This window comes from Parasedimentitalea maritima (genome assembly GCF_005771405.1).
Lineage (GTDB): Bacteria > Pseudomonadota > Alphaproteobacteria > Rhodobacterales > Rhodobacteraceae > Parasedimentitalea > Parasedimentitalea maritima.
This window is the reverse complement of sequence record NZ_VAUA01000013.1, coordinates 71,839-87,444: the sequence shown is the minus strand read 5'-3', so window position 1 is coordinate 87,444 and position 15,606 is coordinate 71,839. Positions and strand designations below refer to the sequence as shown.

Sequence of the window (15,606 nt, the reverse complement as noted above, 5' to 3'; positions counted from 1 at the left end):
CTGCCATGGCGGAAACGCTGCTGATTCATTCAACACAGGAATATGAACCATCAAGACTTTGCATTTGGCAAAAGGCATCTTAGATGCCACTGTTAAGAGCAGCATAGGACGTATAGCCATGGTTGAAACACAGCACGCCGTTACATCGATTGACCCGGTTTGGGATCAGATCACTGCCGAAGCTCAGGAAGCGGTTGCCACGCAGCCCTTGATGGGCGGGTTGATCCACGCCTGTATTCTGCACCACACGTCGCTTGAAAAAGCTCTGTCGTATCGCATTGCCGCCAAGTTGAGCTCGAACGAGATGTCGATGATGGTGCTGCGTGAGATTGTTGACGATGCTTTTGCCAAGTCTCCGGCGATTGTGGAAGCTGCCCGTGCAGATCTGATGGCGATCTATGATCGTGATCCGGCCTGCCATCGTCTGTTGCAGCCGGTATTGTATTTCAAAGGATATCAGGCGGTTCAGGCCTACCGGGTCAGCCATTTTCTGTGGACGGAAGGGCAAGAGGATCTGGCCTATTTCTTCCAGATGCGCACTTCGGAAATTTTTGGCATCGATATCCACCCCGGCGCCAAAGTCGGGCAGGGGATCATGATCGACCATGCCCATTCCATTGTGATCGGCGAGACCGCGGTGGTCGGCAATAACGTGTCGATGCTGCATTCCGTGACACTGGGCGGGACCGGTAAAGAAGAAGAGGACCGCCACCCCAAGATCGCTGATGGCGTGTTGATCGGGGCTGGCGCTAAGGTGTTGGGTAACATCAGGGTTGGTCGGTGCAGTCGTATTGCTGCCGGGTCTGTGGTGCTGAACGAAGTCCCTGAGTGCACAACTGTGGCTGGGGTTCCGGCCAAGATCGTTGGTGAGGCAGGCTGCGATCAACCTGCCGTCAATATGGATCAGGTGGTTCCCTGCGGTAGCGGTAAATAGACCCAAGCCAATTCGCACTAGACTTTGGCACCTATCGAGAGTTTTCTCGGTAGGTGTTTGTTTTTGTGGCAGTAAAAGATCAAACGTGGTGCTGTCGGCAGGGTGGTTTTGCCGGGCGCGTTTTCGACAACTGTGCCAGAAACTTAGGACTGTACCTTGTCAATCTGATTGATCAGATCCGCCATCTTGCCTGCGCCGTCCTCGTGCCTCATCGATGCGCCAAGCGTTTCTGCCTTGGCAGTCATCTCGGGGCTCATGACGGCCTTTAGTGCGGAGGCGAGTTTGTCTGCTGTCAGGCGGTTTTGGGCAATGGGGGCTGGGCCAACCCCCAAGTCGGCAACACGTTGGCCAAAGAAGGGCTGGTCGGCAAAAAGTGGGCAGATAACGCTTGGTCGTCCCCAGCGGAGACCTTCGTGGGTTGTCCCGGATCCACCGTGATGCACCACCGCAGCGACACGCGGAAAGAGCCAGGTATGTGGAACGGCCTCAAGAACATGAATATTCGGGCCGGGAGATAAATCAGCAAACCCACCCCAGCCTGTTGCGACAACAGCCCGAATGCCGGTTTGTTCAAGCGCGCCAAGGAGTGCGGTGTTGATGCGTTGATGATCAATGCCCGGCATCGAACCAAATCCAACATAAATTGGTTTGGGACCCTCTGTCAGAAAAGACTGAAGCGCTGGCGGCGGCATAAACTCCTCTGGTTTGGCAAATATGTAACCGACCTGCTCTTCAGACTCCGACATATCCGGGGCAAGTGGCGTTATGTGGGGCGAATAGGCATGGGGGCGGGTCACCAACCCATCAGGGGCATAACCCGCCTGAACATCCATCATGGGGCCAATCTCTGTCCCGCTCGCCTTGATCCAACGCTTGATCATCAAATTGGTCCCGACCTTGATCAGCGCACCAATGGCTTTGTGGCTGGCCAAATTGCCAACCCGGCCAAGAGAGCGCGACGCCACAAGGAATTGCGGATATTGGCGTGTTGCAGTGAAACCCGGCTGCAGCATGATGGGCCAAGCCGGAATGCCGAGTTTCCGAGCCAGATAGGGCGCCAGTGCTCCCTTGAAGTGGTACAAAATCAGTCCGGGCGCGACATCCATGCCGATCTGCCATATCGCACTCAGCTGTTGGTTCATGATCTCGCTTGTCCAACGGTAGGCCTTGATCTTGCCGGAGAACGAGGTGAGCGCAGACTTGATTTCGGGAGACTGCATCAGATCCTGAAGGTCCATTGGCAAAGGATGGTGCGCCAGTTTTGCCTCCGAAATCACACTGGAAAATCCTTCGGCTGCTGCAATGTGGACGTCATGTCCTTCAGCTTTCAGACGGCTTCCCAGCACGACAAACGGCTGTACATCTCCGCGCGAACCAATTGCAATCAATAGAATTTTCATATGCGCCTCTTTTCAGCTTAAGTAGGCAGGAAGCGGGGATGGTTCAACCTGTCTGAGACAAAATGCGATTGGACTTTGTAGCGCAGTGCACCCGTTTCTGCCGCGCTGAAGGTCGTCGAGAAGGCGCCCGAAGGTTCGGTCATTTTGACCATGCAGCCAGACACCGGCGAACGCTACCTGTCGCCCCTACTTTTCGAAGGCATCAGCGCCGATATCGACGGCGAGGAACTGACCCTCTCGAGATTTAAGCACTGATAAAGGAGCTGTCGCCAGTGCTGCGTTGGCGGCAGATGATGCGCAGGTGACGAAGATGGGGGTAGGTGCGCTCCCTTTTTGGAATTTGGAAAACTTGTGAGACTTCGCGCTAGTTGTAGTCTCTGTAAGTCTTTGTAAGCGTTATGCGGGACCTTTGGACTTCACGACGATTGCTCCATTGTTCCCTTTGAATTCTGCGAAAGGTAAGTCTACGCAACTTGCGCTCATTTTGTGACAGACGGAACCGATCGGAACTCGAAAGCTCACTAGAGACTTGTCTGCAGCCGCTTTCGAGTTCCGATGCCAATTATCTCATTGCTTCGAATATCGGTTCGGCAAGAAACACACCCGGAAGGATCTCAGTTTCTGGGCTTTTTCCTGGGTAAAAATCCTGCGTGAACAGCATAACTTCATGAGCGTCGCAAGCCGTTTTGATGCGGAGCGCGAGGGAAATGATGGGATCCAGGAACTTACTAAGGTCCTCGCGACGACCGCGGGAAAAATACATTCCATCCAATATTGTTTTATACTGTCTCGGGTAGAACAGGATTGTCGGCTCGCGACGATTGGGTCTCTGAAAGTCATAGTACCGCGCACCAACGCAATTTGGCCATTGCTCGTGACGAAGGAGCACTCGGCTCGGAGTGTCGAACCTCGGATCAATAATGCGAAGCGGGTCGTTCAGCAATGCAGTCTCGAAATCGGCAAAATTGAGCGAATGGTTGAAAAAAAAGCGTACATCGAAAGTAGGGCCGTACCGCCAACTGGCGGGGTCGGCTTGAAATGCCAATTCATCATCTGAAAGCACAACATGGGTTTGTGGATTGAAGTCGGTCATGTTCATAAGACCCCGGAGGGGATTTGTTGTGTCAAAAGCGGACCTTATCGCAAGGTGCTTTATTGGTCAAAGTGGGCTCAAATCGGTTACTTGGTGTGTTACGTACAAAGCCCCGATCGTTATGACCGGGGCTTCTCATTTTCTATCCAGCCTGCATTAGGCCAGCATCATCACCGGGTTTTCCAGATTGTCGACGATGGCGTTTAGCAGGTTGGCCCCAAGCGCACCGTCAATGACGCGGTGGTCAACCGACATGGTGACCGACATCACGGTGGCCACCTTCAGCTCTCCATCTTCGCCAACCACGGGTTGTTTCTTGCCTGCGCCCACCGCCAGAATACCGGCATGGGGTGGGTTCACGATGGCGTCGAAATTGTCGATGCCAAACATGCCCAAGTTGGAAATCGCAAAAGAGCCGCCCTGATACTCATGCGGGGCCAGTTTGCGGTCGCGGGCACGCGCTGCCATGTCTTTCATCTGGGTCGACAGGGATGACAGCGATTTGCTGTCGGCGTCTTGCAGAACCGGGGTGAACAAGCCGCCCTCGATTGCCACAGCTACAGCTACGTCAGATGCCTTCATTTGCAGCACACGATCACCAGCCCAGACTGCGTTGGCCTCGGGGACCTGTTGCAGGGCGATGGCGACGGCCTTGATGATGAAATCGTTGACCGAGAGTTTCACACCGCGTCCCGCAAGCTGTGCGTTCAGCTGAGCGCGGAACTTGAGCAGTGCATCCAGCTGGATGTCACGGCGCAGGTAGAAGTGTGGGATGGTCTGTTTGGCCTCGGACAGACGTGCGGCAATGGTTTTGCGCATTCCGTCAAGGCTGACCTCATCGTAGTCACGATCCGCGTACATCTTGGCAACCATATCCGCCGATGGACCTGTCGGCGATACGGCAGCAGCAGGCGTGGCCGCAGGCGCTGCGGCGGCAGGCTTAGGTGCTACCACGGCATTTTCAACGTCTGCCTTGATGATACGACCACGGGGACCAGATCCGGACAGCGTTGCCAGATCCAGACCTTTGTTGGCCGCGATACGGCGGGCAAGGGGCGATGCAAAGATCCGGGTGCCATCTGCCGCTGCCGGTGCCGCCGGGGCGGGGGCTGCTGGCGCAGGAGAGGACGCCGGTGCGGGCCCCGGCTCTGCTGTCGCAGCTGCTGCGGCTGGGGCCGCCGCGGCTGCTGGTGTGGCACCGATGTCATCAGCGCTTTCACCGTCTTCCAGCAACACAGCAATCGCAACGTTGACTTTGACGCCTTCACTGCCTTCGGGGACCAGAATCTTGCCAACGACGCCTTCGTCGACAGCTTCGAACTCCATCGTGGCCTTGTCGGTTTCGATTTCAGCGATAAGGTCACCGGACGACACGGTGTCGCCCTCTTTGACCAGCCATTTCGCCAAGGTGCCTTCTTCCATGGTGGGCGACAGGGCGGGCATGAGAATTTCTATAGGCATTGCTCTGTCTCCTTTACCGGTAAGTCACTTGTTTTACAGCCTCAATCACCTCTTCGGTGGTGATCAGTGCGTGTTTTTCAAGGTTGGCGGCGTAGGGCATCGGGACATCCTTACCGGTGCAGTTGATCACTGGGGCGTCGAGGTAATCGAAAGCCTCTTGCATCACAACGGAAGAAATGTAGCTGCCAACAGATCCCTGGGGCCAGCCTTCCTCAACTGTCACCAGACGGTTGGTTTTCATCACCGATTTGATGATCGCCGGGGTGTCCATCGGGCGCAGGGTGCGCAGGTCGATGACTTCGGCTGAAATGCCGTCTTCAGCCAGCTTGTCAGCCGCTTCCAATGCGTATTGCATGCCGATACCGAACGACACGATGGTCACATCAGTGCCGGTCCGCCAGATGCGGGCCTTGCCAAATGGAACGGTGTAGTCATCCAGTTTGGGCACGTCAAAGGCGCGACCATAGAGGATTTCGTTCTCAAGGAAGACAACCGGGTTAGGGTCGCGGATTGCTGATTTCAGCAGGCCCTTGGCATCAGATGCGGAGTAGGGCATCGCAACTTTCAGGCCGGGGATCTGCATGAACCAGGCCGCAAAGTCCTGGCTGTGCTGCGCGCCGACACGGGCTGCAGCGCCATTGGCACCGCGGAACACCATTGGGGCACCCATCTGGCCACCAGACATATACAGTGTCTTGGCTGCTGAGTTGATGATGTGATCCATCGCTTGCAGAGCAAAGTTGAAGGTCATGAACTCGACGATTGGCTTTAACCCGCCAAAGGCTGCGCCAACGGCGATGCCGGTGAAACCATGTTCTGTGATCGGGGTATCGATCACCCGCTTGGCGCCAAATTCGTCCAGCAGACCCTGCGAGATTTTGTAAGCGCCCTGATATTCGGCAACTTCTTCACCCATCAGGAAAACGCCGTCGTCACTGCGCATCTCTTCGGCCATTGCGTCGCGCAATGCTTCGCGGACCGTGGTTTGAACCAGTTCGGTGCCTTCGGGCCAGTCCGGCGTCACATCCACTGCCGGTGCGGCAGGAACGGAAGCGGCTACCGGCGCTGCGCTTGGGGCCGGGGCCTCAACTGCGGCTGGGGCAGCGGCTGCGGCTGCGGTGGTTGGGGTTGCATCCAGAGCTTCCCCGTCTTCGACCAGAATGGCGATGGCGGTGTTGACTTTGACGGCCTCGGTGCCCTCAGCAATAAGAATTTTGCCAATGATGCCTTCGTCAACCGCCTCGAACTCCATCGTCGCCTTGTCGGTTTCGATCTCGGCCATCACGTCGCCCGAGTTTACGGTGTCACCTTCCTTGACCAACCATTTGGCCAGGGTGCCTTCTTCCATGGTGGGAGACAGGGCGGGCATAAGAATTTCAGTTGCCATGTTTCAATCCCCTCAAGCGTAGATGTCGGTCCAGAGCTCTTCGAGCGCTGGTTCCGGGCTGGTGCGAGCAAAATCAGCGGACTGGTTGACCACTTCTTTGATCTCTTTGTCGATGGCCTTGAGGTCATCTTCGGTGGCGTATTTGTTTTCGAGCAGCATCGCGCGGACCTGTTCAATCGGATCCCGCTCTTCGCGCATTTTCTGAACCTCTTCGCGGGTCCGGTATTTGGCCGGGTCCGACATGGAGTGTCCACGATAGCGGTAGGTTTTGACTTCTAGGATATAGGGGCCTTTGCCCGCGCGGCAGTGGGCTACCGCGCGTTCGCCAGCATCTTTTACGGCAAGAACGCTCATGCCATCAACAGCTTCGCCGGGGATACCAAAAGCGGCGCCTCGGGTGTAGATGTCTGGTGTGACCGAGGACCGTTGTTGCGAGGTGCCCATGGCGTATTGGTTGTTTTCGATGACAAAGATCACCGGCAGTTCCCAAAGGGCGGCCATGTTGAAGGTCTCGTAGACTTGGCCCTGGTTGGAGGCACCGTCACCGAAGTAGGTGAATGTAACGCGGCCGTTGTCTTTGTATTTGTCAGCAAAGGCCAGACCGGCACCAATTGGCACCTGAGCACCAACGATGCCGTGACCGCCGTAGAAATGTTTCTCTTTCGAGAACATGTGCATCGAGCCGCCCTTACCCTTGGACAAGCCGCCTTCGCGTCCGGTGAGTTCAGCCATAACGCCGCCAGCTTCCATGCCACAGGCCAGCATATGGCCGTGGTCGCGGTAGGAGGTCAGGCGTTTGTCGCCTTCTTCGGCTGCGGATTCGAGACCCACAACAACAGCTTCCTGACCGATGTAAAGGTGACAGAAGCCGCCGATCAGGCCCATGCCATAAAGCTGGCCCGCCTTTTCTTCGAATCGCCGGATCAACAACATCGAGCGATAGTGCTCGGTCAGTTCTTCGGCGGAAACATTTGTTTTCTTAACGCTTTTTCTCGCAGCCATGGTGGTGAACTCCCCCTGTAGGCTAGATAGTTTAGTGTTAAACTATCTAATAAATCATTTTGGCGCGGCTGGCGAGTATTTTTGTTGCGCGCGCCTGAGACGGGCTGTTTTCCGCAGTGATCTGTGGTGAATGCTATGGGGAGTCGGTAGATATGAAAACAGTGATTTGCCTGTTTGTAAGGGAAAATATTTTGGAAGACTCTGCGTCGCCAATGGTTCTGATAACCGACGTCAATGCCGTGAAATGGCGTAAGCTATGTGAAGACAGTTTGGTGGAAAACGAAATGGGGTTTCGCGCTGATCTGCGATTTGTTGACGCGCAAAGGTTTGTTGGCTCTGATGAAGAGACGCTGAGGGAAGCGTTTCCATACCCTGAAGCAGTGGTCATCTTTGCTGTAGATGAACTGACATTGTCACAGGAGGGTCGCCCTGTTCTCTGCATCGACCCGGAAGGTCAGGCGGCGTCATTTCGGGCCCACCTCAACGAGATTTGGCAGGTTGAAAGCAATCTTTCGACTGGCAACCTGTTGTTCGAGGAAATTGTGGAAGAGTGTGTTGAGGATGGTTACTTAAAACCACTCGATGAATTCTAGCGGATGACGATTTCGTCAGCGCGCAAGACACCCAAAACTGAACGGGTCTGTTCGTCGAGAAGATCAAGGTCAAGAAAATCATCGGACAGGCGACGTGTCAGGTTTTCCATCTGTGCGATTTCAAGATTGAGCCGGGTGAGATCGCGGCCCAGAGTTTCTGTCTCTGCCGCGATCTCGACCCTGCGAAATAACCCGTAATCCCCCTGTACCGCCGCAAAAGTAAAATACGCGCTGAGCGCGAATGCGGCCGCAAAAAAGGACAATGAACCAAGAGTGGGTCTGTGGTTTCGGGTCACGTGGGATAGCCTGTATGTACTGCTCAAGTTTATTTAGCGCCGGTTGATCCTGCGTCTGTAATGGTTATGGCACAGGCGATTCGGCTTGTGAATCCCCTTTGAGTCCAATGTCCTAAGTTTTTTTCGTTAAGGGTTTTGTAAGGTTTTTTGGGGGTGGCCCTGCGGGCCGCAGCCTCCGGCGGGGATATATCAGGCTAGATGAAATCCGGGAGTTGGAATTCTCTCTATTTTGTCTTGTGTTAACGATTTCCCACCGCAAGTCCGCACACTGTTCAGAGACTCTTGAACAGTGACATTTGCTAGCGGTACCAGCGATGGGAGAGATCGTTTTGTACCGGGGTTACCGGGTCAATGCTGCAACACCTGGCAGGGTTTTGCCCTCCATCCATTCCAGGAAAGCGCCGCCGGCGGTGGAAATATAGCTGAAATCCTTGGCTGCGCCTGCTTGATTGAGGGCCGCCACGGTGTCACCGCCGCCAGCGACGCTGATCAGGTCACCGGATTTGGTTAGCGCGGCCGCTTGTTGGGCTGCTGCATTTGTCGCGGCGTCGAAAGGCGGAATTTCAAAGGCACCCATTGGGCCGTTCCAGATCAGGGTTTGGGAGGACGCCAATACATCAGCCATGGCAGCAACGGTGGCTGGACCTGCGTCCAGGATCATCGCATCAGCGGGGCAAGCGTCTGCAGCGACGGTTTGATTGACAGCGCCTGCCTTGAACTCGCGCGCGACAACAACGTCGGTGGGCAGCAAGATCTTGCAGCCGGCTGTTTGGGCTTTGGCCATGATTTCAAGCGCGGTGCTGGTCATGTCGTGTTCGCACAGAGATTTGCCAACATCTATGCCCTGGGCGGCGAGGAAGGTATTGGCCATACCGCCACCAATCACCAGATGGTCAACCTTTTCAACCAGATTGCCCAGCAATTCTAGCTTGGAGGACACCTTGGCACCGCCAACCACAGCCGTTACCGGGCGTTTGGGCTGTCCCAACGCGCCTTCGAGGGCGGAGAGTTCTGCCTGCATCAGGCGGCCAGCACAGGCGGGCAGCAATTGGGCCAGGGCCTCGGTTGAAGCATGGGCGCGGTGGGCCGCGGAGAAGGCATCGTTGCAATAGATATCGCCGAGCTGGGCCATTTCTGCCGCCAGATCGGTATCGTTCTTTTCTTCGCCCGGATGAAATCGGGTGTTTTCCAGCAGCAGAATTTCACCGTCTTGCAGGGCGGCTACGGCTGCCTCTGCCGCGGGGCCACGGCAGTCGGCGCAAAACACCACAGGGGCGCCAAATGCGGCTTCCAGTGCGGGTTGCAGGGGGCGCAACGACATTTCAGGTACGACCTGACCCTTGGGGCGGCCAAAATGCGCCAACAGGATTGGGCTGCCACCGCGTGCCAGGATATCGGCAACTGTGGGGGCCACGCGGCGGATACGGGTGTCGTCGCTCACCACGCCATTGTCCACTGGTACGTTGATATCAACACGCAGCAATACGCGTTTTCCTGCCAGTTCCATATCGTCCAGCGTGTTCCAGCCCATGTCCGTCTCCTTGGAAAAACCTATGTCAATCTGGCGTTTATCTCGGGGCTTTTTGCTGTGCAGTCAATGCTCCCTTGGCAATTGGTGGCACGCAGCTTAAATATCACCGCAAATAGACAAGACAGGAGAGCCAAATGGCCGAGATTAAAGATCCAGAAAACACCATCATCATCGAGTTGACAGGCGGTAACGTTGTCATCGAACTGCTGCCGGATGTTGCCCCTCAGCATTGTGATCGCATGAAGGAACTGGCGCGTGGTGGCGAGTATGACAATGTCTGCTTTCACCGGGTGATTGACGGGTTCATGGCGCAGACGGGCGATGTGGCCAATGGTGACATGGAAGACGGTTTCAACCTGCGTAGCGCAGGCACTGGTGGGTCCGAGTTGCCTAATGTACCAGCCGAGTTTTCAAAGCTGCCGCACGACCGTGGCACCATTGGCGCCGCTCGTTCAGCCAGCCCAGACAGCGCCAACTCGCAGTTCTTTATCAACTTTAGCGACAACCATTTCCTGAACGGCCAGTACACCGTTTATGGCCGGGTTATTGAAGGTATGGATCACGTTGATGCCATCACCCGTGGTGAGCCACCTGCGGAGCCAGACCGGATGATTTCAGTTAAGGTTGCAGCAGATGCTTAAGTTTGCAGCAGCCTTTGCCCTGATGGCCAGCCCTGCGCTGGCCTCTGGCATCGAGATCGCCGTTGAAGGTGAAGGGGCCAATGGTACCATCACAATCGACTTGTTCGAAGACGTTGCCCCAAAGCATGTCGAGCAGATCACAGCATTGGCCGCGAATGGTCTGTATGACGGTGTGGTTTTTCACCGTGTGATCAAGGGCTTCATGGCACAGACCGGTGATGTTGAGCATGGCCGTTTGGGCATGGACATGAGCCGTGCAGGCACCGGTGGATCGGATCTGGGTAATATTCCGGCCGAGTTTTCGGAGATGCCGTTTGACGCAGGTGTTGTGGGTATGGCGCGCAGCCAGAGCCCTGACAGTGCCAATTCGCAGTTTTTCATCATGTTTGATGCCGGATATTTCCTGAACGGTCAGTACACCGTTGTGGGTAAGGTCACCGCTGGCATGGATGTGGTGAATGCGATCAAACTGGGTCATCCGCGTTCGGGAGCTGTCACTGGCCAGCCGGATGTTATGAAAACGGTAACCGTGACCGAGTAAATCTTTGGAACTTCCTGGGGGAAGTTCTGCAGCTTTAGAAGCGTGAGCAGCCGGACCGTCGGTTGCTCACGCTTTTTTTTGGTGTTTGTGATCCCGGATGAGCGCATTCTGGTCCCTAGAGAGGGGCTGAATATGTTGCTGCGTACGTGCCTTGTTGTTTTTACTCTCCTGTCTGGGGGAGCCGCCGCTGACCCGGAAAATTGGCGCACCGAATGGCCCAACACTGATTTTAGCCGAACCAGCGTTGACAGCTGGGCCGAGATCTTGTCTGGCGGGCCGCCCAGAGATGGCATCCCGGCGTTGGACAATCCACAGTTTGTTGGCACAGATGATGCGCAGGGAATTGGGGCGCGTGAACCTGTCATCACAGTGGAGATTGCAGGACAAACACCGCGCGCCTATCCGCTGCGTTATCTGACCTGGCATGAAATTGTGAATGACAGCATTGGTGATGTGCCTATTGCAGTGACGTTTTGTCCGCTGTGTAATTCTGCGATGACGTTTGATCGACGTACCTCAGCTGGTGTGTTGACCTTTGGGGTGTCTGGAAAACTGCGAAACTCTGACATGGTGATGTTTGATCGCGAGACCGAGAGTTGGTGGCAGCAGGCGCTGGGACAGGGGATTGTTGGTGATATGACGGGCGTCAGGTTAAAGCTGCTGCCGAGCTGGATGGAGAGCTGGCAGGAGTTTGTGACGCGCAATCCAGAGGGGTTGGTGATGGCAGAGCCTGCCTATAACCGGTCTTATGGACGTAACCCGTATCGTGGCTATGACAGCTCTGAACGGCCATTTTTGTACAATGGAGAACCGCCGCCACACGGTGTTCGTCCGCTGGCGCGGGTGGTGCGGGTCGGCACACGGGCCTGGCCGTTGGCACGTCTTGCCGAGGTAGGCGAGGTCCGCGAAGCTGGGGTGGTGATTTCCTGGCGTGCCGGTCAGGCCTCGGCACTGGATACCGGGAAAATTGCTGCGGGACGGGACGTGGGATCCATTCGGGTGCGCGACGGGCAGGGGCGAGATCTGGCCCATGACGTGATGTTTGCTTTTGCGTTTCATGCCTTCTGGCCTGAGGGTGAGTGGATGTTGGATGCCCAATAAGTGAATGAAAGACGCCCATCGCCAGAGATTATGTGCCAACTATGTTGTAGGGTCTTACAGGTACAAGTCATCGTTTAAATACCTTAAACCGGTGTCGATGAGGACGGTCACAATTTTCTTGCCGGGACCCAGTTCTTTGGCGCGTTGCAGGGCGGCCCAGACATTTGCACCCGAAGTGATCCCCGCAAATAGGCCTTCTCGGCGGGCCAGTGACCGTGCGCCCCAATAGGCGTCTTCATCGGTCACAGGGATAACGTCGCTAAGGAGATCATGTCGCAGGATTGTTGGCACAAAGGACAAGCCTATTCCTTCAAGTTTGTGGGTGCCGCTTGTATCTCCTCCGGAAACATTGCGGACATCGTTTGGCTCGATGGCTATGATCCTGGTGTTGGGGTTTTGTGCTTTCAGAATTTCAGCATTTCCAGAGATGCACCCGCCACCACCTGCCGCCATGATGAATTCATCAACCGGGCCATCGATCTGGTTGAGGATTTCACGCGCCATGCCGTGGTAGCCCAGTTTGTTGTCCAGATTGTTGACTTGATCGGGCCAAAATGTACCCGGTTCACGGCTCAACTCTTTCGCGCGGGCAATCATGCGGTTGATTACGTTTGCAGTCAGGACGCCTCCCTCTGCATGAACAATCTCCACCTCGGCACCAAAGGCCCGCATGGTTTGCAGTTTTTCCTGTGAAAACCCATTCGAGGAGACAAAATGAGCCTTATAGCCGCGCGTGGCGCAGATCATAGCGAGCGAGCTGCCGGTGCTGCCTCCAGTGTATTCAACGACCCGTCCGCCAGGTTTCAACGCGCCGCGCTGCTCTGCACCTTCAATCATCGACATTGCCATTCTGTCTTTCATGCTGCCGGTTGGGTTTGCCCCTTCCCACTTCACGTAGACTTCCGCGCTGTCTGGACCTGTCAGGTGGCGAAGTTTGATCAATGGAGTGTTTCCAATCATGGGTCCTGTGATCCTTGTGCTGTTTTGAATTTAGTGACTTTCATATTTAAAGTGACTATTCGGGTCAAGCTTCCATTTTTAAAGTGACTGCTGTAAGAGCAAGGAATGTATCACGAATGGGAGCAGGTCATGCCGGAGCAACAACACGATTTTCGCTCGCGGTGTTCCATTGCGCGCAGTTTGGAAATTCTTGGCGATAAATGGACGTTGTTGGTTGTTCGGGATCTGATGTGGCATGGGAAGCATACCTTTCAGGAGCTGCAGGGGAGCGAAGAAAAGATGCCAACCAACCTGTTGTCGCAGCGATTGAAGCGGTTGATGGAGTGGGGAGCAGTGAGCCGAGAAGCCTACCAGGATCGACCCGTCAGATATCGTTACTACCTGACCGAGCGGGGCAAGGAACTAGAGCCTATCCTGTTGCAGATTATGGGCTGGGGGCATGCGCATCTGGGTGGTGGACGTTATGATCCTGTTCAGGGGCGCACGGTTGTTGACGGCGAAGACTAGCGATCGTGTGTGACTGCTATAGTCCAATATGGGATGGGTGTCTGAGGCTCGCAATCGCACAGGAGCCAGCAAGGAATAAAAAACGCCACTAGATTTCTCTAGTGGCGTTCAAACTCTTGAGGGATCTGATGTTCAGATCCGACGTTGGCCTTAGCCTTCAGCTTTGGCAATAGCAGCGGCGGCTTTGGAGGCTGGTGCTTTGGAGGCTGGCGCAGCAGCGCGACCTGGGTTCAATGGGTCGTCCTGACGCTGAACCGAGCCTTCGAAGTGAGCGCCGCTTTCGATTGCGATGGTCTTGTGGATGATATCACCCTCGACACGAGCGGTTGCTGTCAGGCGAACCTTCAGCCCGCGTACACGACCAACGATTCGACCATTGATGACGACGTCATCAGCAGTCACTTCACCTTTGATGGTGGCCGATTCGCCGATGGTCAGCAGGTGGGCGCGGATATCGCCTTCGACCGTACCTTCGACCTGAATATCACCGGTGGTTTTCATGTTGCCGGTAACGTGCAGATCCGAAGACAGAATGGAAGCAGGTGGCTTTGCCTTAGGGGCGCTGGCCTTGAAATCGCTTTTGGCTGGCGCGGCTGGAGCCGATGCCATTGCCGAAGCCGGTACTGCCGGAGTTGCTTTAGCCTCAGGGGCCTTGGCGCCGGGTTCGTTGATTTTGCTTTTAGAAAACATTGCGTGCAGCCTTGATATAGATCATCGGGTTAACTGGTTTTCCATTGACCCTAACCTCGTAGTGGAGGTGGGTCCCGGTGGACCGTCCGGTGTTACCCATATCACTGATGTGATCCCCGCGCGAGACCCTTTGGCCGACCTTTACGCGGATGTTAGAATTATGGGCGTATCGAGTTTCAATGCCGAAGGCGTGCTGGATGGTGACCAGCTTGCCATAGCCGGATTGCCAACCTGCTTGGGTGACAACACCGTCGGCAGTGGAAAAGATGTCAGTGCCAGTGCGGCCTGCAAAGTCAGAGCCTTTGTGCAGGCGGCGCCCCCCTGTTTTGGGATCGCGACGATAGCCGTAACCTGAGGTTTGGCGGACTGTGCCAAGGTTGACCGGGGTGGCAAACGGCGCTTGCTGGGCAGCAATACGATAAAGATTCAACTGGTCCATCTGATTCAGCAACAGATTGGCGCGCAGTTCATCCGCAGTGGGTTCTTCACCGCGGGTTGACAGGGAAAAAGGGTCAAGCGGACCGCCCTGACCGCTATATCCGCGCCGCACCTGTTCAAGGATGCGGTCCGTGGGCATTCCGGCAGAGCGGAACATTTTGTCGAGTGGTTCGACAGAGATTGCCATGGCTTCTTCCAGTTGGCGGAAAATCTGATCGTTACGATCGTCCATCAAGCGGATTTCTTTTTCCAACTCATCGCGGGCCTCAAGTGCGGCTTGCGAATCTGCCAGAATCTGATCGCGCTCGAGCGCCGTATCGGCCAGAGCTGCGGCGACAAAGTCCATCTGCGCTGGGGCAGATGAGGCCAGCGCCTGCGGGCTGTCACCGGTGGTTTCTTGTTGCTGGAGCTGAGTCAGCTGATTTCGGGCTGACTCGCGGTCCTGCATTGTTTGGCGCAACGTGGTCTGGATGACTTCGATGCCGGTTTCCAACTCATGACGGTGCGTTTCCGAAGCCAGAATTTCCGATTGCATTACCGAGATCTGAGCCAGTGCTGCGTTGAAACGGTTCTGCGCGGCCAGTGCCTCATGGGCGCGGGCGTCGCGTTCTTGCGAAAGAACATTTAGCCGCTCACGGTAGGTTTCCTGATCACGTTTGGCTTGTTCGCGAAAGTTGCCTGAGCCAATGCTGTCCATCAGGACAATGGCGGTTGCAACAATACCCCAGGCGACGATGACGCAGGTGCCTGCAACTGCGATCAGCTGAGTTTCCGGGCGGAGCCGGATAAATCGCGTGTCGGTATCGGATTTCAGAAATACGCGCCGCTCGGGAAATCTCCGTTCCAGAAAGCCGTGAATTTTAATAGCCAGACGTGTTCGCACGCGCTGATCCTTGTGCCATCCCATTACAAAAGGCCCGCCGCAGAGAGCGCGCCAGCCCTTAGGGGGTAAGGAATAGCCAGACAGGCAGGATTGGGCAAGCCTGTTGACCAATTCAGCGTTCACCTAGCGAACAATTGGTAGCTATGGG

At 55.6% G+C, this 15,606-nt stretch carries 16 protein-coding genes and 1 pseudogene; 7 read left to right on the top strand and 10 right to left on the bottom strand.

Annotated features, from left to right (window positions below):
* Positions 1–118: 118 nt before the first annotated feature.
* Entirely contained in the window at positions 119–934 is an 816-nt protein-coding gene (gene cysE / locus FEE96_RS21225; protein WP_138165141.1) for a serine O-acetyltransferase, read from the top strand.
* 143 nt (positions 935–1,077) lie between these two features.
* Here cysE and FEE96_RS21220 read toward each other — a convergent pair whose 3' ends face one another.
* A complete protein-coding gene (locus tag FEE96_RS21220; RefSeq protein ID WP_138165140.1) occupies positions 1,078–2,334 on the bottom strand; it encodes a glycosyltransferase in 1,257 nt (418 codons plus the stop codon).
* Positions 2,335–2,430: 96 nt separating this feature from the next.
* On the opposite strand from FEE96_RS21220, the pseudogene FEE96_RS23885 reads away from it, so the two are divergent.
* Positions 2,431–2,589: pseudogene (locus FEE96_RS23885) on the top strand (cysteine synthase); the annotation flags it as partial.
* Positions 2,590–2,896: 307 nt separating this feature from the next.
* Here FEE96_RS23885 and FEE96_RS21210 read toward each other — a convergent pair.
* From FEE96_RS21210 to pdhA, 4 genes are all read right to left on the bottom strand, one after another.
* A complete protein-coding gene (locus tag FEE96_RS21210; protein WP_138165139.1) occupies positions 2,897–3,427 on the bottom strand; it encodes a hypothetical protein in 531 nt (176 codons plus the stop codon).
* A gap of 156 nt (positions 3,428–3,583) precedes the next feature.
* Entirely contained in the window at positions 3,584–4,888 is a 1,305-nt protein-coding gene (locus tag FEE96_RS21205) for a pyruvate dehydrogenase complex dihydrolipoamide acetyltransferase (protein ID WP_138165138.1), read from the bottom strand.
* 13 nt (positions 4,889–4,901) lie between these two features.
* Entirely contained in the window at positions 4,902–6,275 is a 1,374-nt protein-coding gene (locus FEE96_RS21200; protein ID WP_138165137.1) for a pyruvate dehydrogenase complex E1 component subunit beta, read from the bottom strand.
* A 12-nt stretch (positions 6,276–6,287) separates the two neighbouring features.
* Complete coding sequence (pdhA, locus tag FEE96_RS21195) at positions 6,288–7,277, bottom strand: pyruvate dehydrogenase (acetyl-transferring) E1 component subunit alpha (protein WP_138165136.1); 990 nt, start codon at positions 7,275–7,277, stop codon at positions 6,288–6,290.
* A 152-nt stretch (positions 7,278–7,429) separates the two neighbouring features.
* On the opposite strand from pdhA, the gene FEE96_RS21190 reads away from it, so the two are divergent.
* Positions 7,430–7,870: a DUF6924 domain-containing protein gene (locus FEE96_RS21190; protein WP_138165135.1), complete on the top strand. Its 441-nt coding sequence runs from the start codon at positions 7,430–7,432 to the stop codon at positions 7,868–7,870.
* Here FEE96_RS21190 and FEE96_RS21185 read toward each other — a convergent pair.
* Positions 7,867–8,166 carry a septum formation initiator family protein gene (locus FEE96_RS21185; protein WP_138165134.1) on the bottom strand — a complete coding sequence of 100 codons (300 nt, stop codon included), beginning with the start codon at positions 8,164–8,166 and terminating at the stop codon, positions 7,867–7,869. The two genes, FEE96_RS21190 and FEE96_RS21185, sit on opposite strands and share 4 nt — an antisense overlap.
* A gap of 340 nt (positions 8,167–8,506) precedes the next feature.
* Positions 8,507–9,697, bottom strand: coding sequence for a phosphoglycerate kinase (locus FEE96_RS21180; protein WP_138165133.1), 1,191 nt, complete (start codon positions 9,695–9,697; stop codon positions 8,507–8,509).
* Positions 9,698–9,831: 134 nt separating this feature from the next.
* Between FEE96_RS21180 and FEE96_RS21175 the strand changes: the two genes are divergently transcribed.
* The 3 genes from FEE96_RS21175 to FEE96_RS21165 all read left to right on the top strand — a co-directional run bounded on the left by FEE96_RS21175 (position 9,832) and on the right by FEE96_RS21165 (position 11,980).
* Entirely contained in the window at positions 9,832–10,338 is a 507-nt protein-coding gene (locus FEE96_RS21175; RefSeq protein WP_138165132.1) for a peptidylprolyl isomerase, read from the top strand.
* The gene (locus tag FEE96_RS21170) at positions 10,331–10,879 is read left to right on the top strand and encodes a peptidylprolyl isomerase (RefSeq protein ID WP_138165131.1); all 549 of its coding nucleotides are present in this window, start codon (positions 10,331–10,333) and stop codon (positions 10,877–10,879) included. Before FEE96_RS21175 ends, FEE96_RS21170 begins: the two co-directional genes overlap by 8 nt.
* Before the next feature lie 132 nt (positions 10,880–11,011).
* On the top strand, positions 11,012–11,980 hold the full coding sequence (locus FEE96_RS21165) for a DUF3179 domain-containing protein (protein WP_138165130.1): 969 nt from the start codon (positions 11,012–11,014) through the stop codon (positions 11,978–11,980).
* A 54-nt stretch (positions 11,981–12,034) separates the two neighbouring features.
* On the opposite strand, the gene FEE96_RS21160 is transcribed toward FEE96_RS21165, so the two are convergent.
* Entirely contained in the window at positions 12,035–12,940 is a 906-nt protein-coding gene (locus tag FEE96_RS21160) for a PLP-dependent cysteine synthase family protein (RefSeq protein ID WP_138165129.1), read from the bottom strand.
* A 129-nt stretch (positions 12,941–13,069) separates the two neighbouring features.
* Here FEE96_RS21160 and FEE96_RS21155 point away from each other — a divergent pair, with 129 nt between their 5' ends.
* Positions 13,070–13,447: a winged helix-turn-helix transcriptional regulator gene (locus FEE96_RS21155; RefSeq protein ID WP_138165128.1), complete on the top strand. Its 378-nt coding sequence runs from the start codon at positions 13,070–13,072 to the stop codon at positions 13,445–13,447.
* Between the two features lie 150 nt (positions 13,448–13,597).
* Here FEE96_RS21155 and FEE96_RS21150 read toward each other — a convergent pair whose 3' ends face one another.
* Together FEE96_RS21150 and FEE96_RS21145 are read right to left on the bottom strand one after the other, a co-directional pair.
* Positions 13,598–14,137, bottom strand: a complete 540-nt coding sequence (locus FEE96_RS21150; RefSeq protein ID WP_138165127.1) for a bactofilin family protein — start codon at positions 14,135–14,137, stop codon at positions 13,598–13,600.
* Complete coding sequence (locus FEE96_RS21145) at positions 14,127–15,458, bottom strand: DUF5930 domain-containing protein (RefSeq protein ID WP_138165126.1); 1,332 nt, start codon at positions 15,456–15,458, stop codon at positions 14,127–14,129. The genes FEE96_RS21150 and FEE96_RS21145 overlap by 11 nt, the downstream gene beginning before the upstream one ends.
* Positions 15,459–15,606 lie beyond the last annotated feature (148 nt).

Coding starts and splice junctions, on each gene's coding strand:
- cysE (WP_138165141.1), top strand. CDS start 119: ATGGTTGAAACACAGCACGCCGTTACATCGATTGACCCGGTTTGGGAT.
- FEE96_RS21220 (WP_138165140.1), bottom strand. CDS start 2,334: ATGAAAATTCTATTGATTGCAATTGGTTCGCGCGGAGATGTACAGCCG.
- FEE96_RS21210 (WP_138165139.1), bottom strand. CDS start 3,427: ATGACCGACTTCAATCCACAAACCCATGTTGTGCTTTCAGATGATGAA.
- FEE96_RS21205 (WP_138165138.1), bottom strand. CDS start 4,888: ATGCCTATAGAAATTCTCATGCCCGCCCTGTCGCCCACCATGGAAGAA.
- FEE96_RS21200 (WP_138165137.1), bottom strand. CDS start 6,275: ATGGCAACTGAAATTCTTATGCCCGCCCTGTCTCCCACCATGGAAGAA.
- pdhA (WP_138165136.1), bottom strand. CDS start 7,277: ATGGCTGCGAGAAAAAGCGTTAAGAAAACAAATGTTTCCGCCGAAGAA.
- FEE96_RS21190 (WP_138165135.1), top strand. CDS start 7,430: ATGAAAACAGTGATTTGCCTGTTTGTAAGGGAAAATATTTTGGAAGAC.
- FEE96_RS21180 (WP_138165133.1), bottom strand. CDS start 9,697: ATGGGCTGGAACACGCTGGACGATATGGAACTGGCAGGAAAACGCGTA.
- FEE96_RS21175 (WP_138165132.1), top strand. CDS start 9,832: ATGGCCGAGATTAAAGATCCAGAAAACACCATCATCATCGAGTTGACA.
- FEE96_RS21170 (WP_138165131.1), top strand. CDS start 10,331: ATGCTTAAGTTTGCAGCAGCCTTTGCCCTGATGGCCAGCCCTGCGCTG.
- FEE96_RS21165 (WP_138165130.1), top strand. CDS start 11,012: ATGTTGCTGCGTACGTGCCTTGTTGTTTTTACTCTCCTGTCTGGGGGA.
- FEE96_RS21160 (WP_138165129.1), bottom strand. CDS start 12,940: ATGATTGGAAACACTCCATTGATCAAACTTCGCCACCTGACAGGTCCA.
- FEE96_RS21155 (WP_138165128.1), top strand. CDS start 13,070: ATGCCGGAGCAACAACACGATTTTCGCTCGCGGTGTTCCATTGCGCGC.
- FEE96_RS21150 (WP_138165127.1), bottom strand. CDS start 14,137: ATGTTTTCTAAAAGCAAAATCAACGAACCCGGCGCCAAGGCCCCTGAG.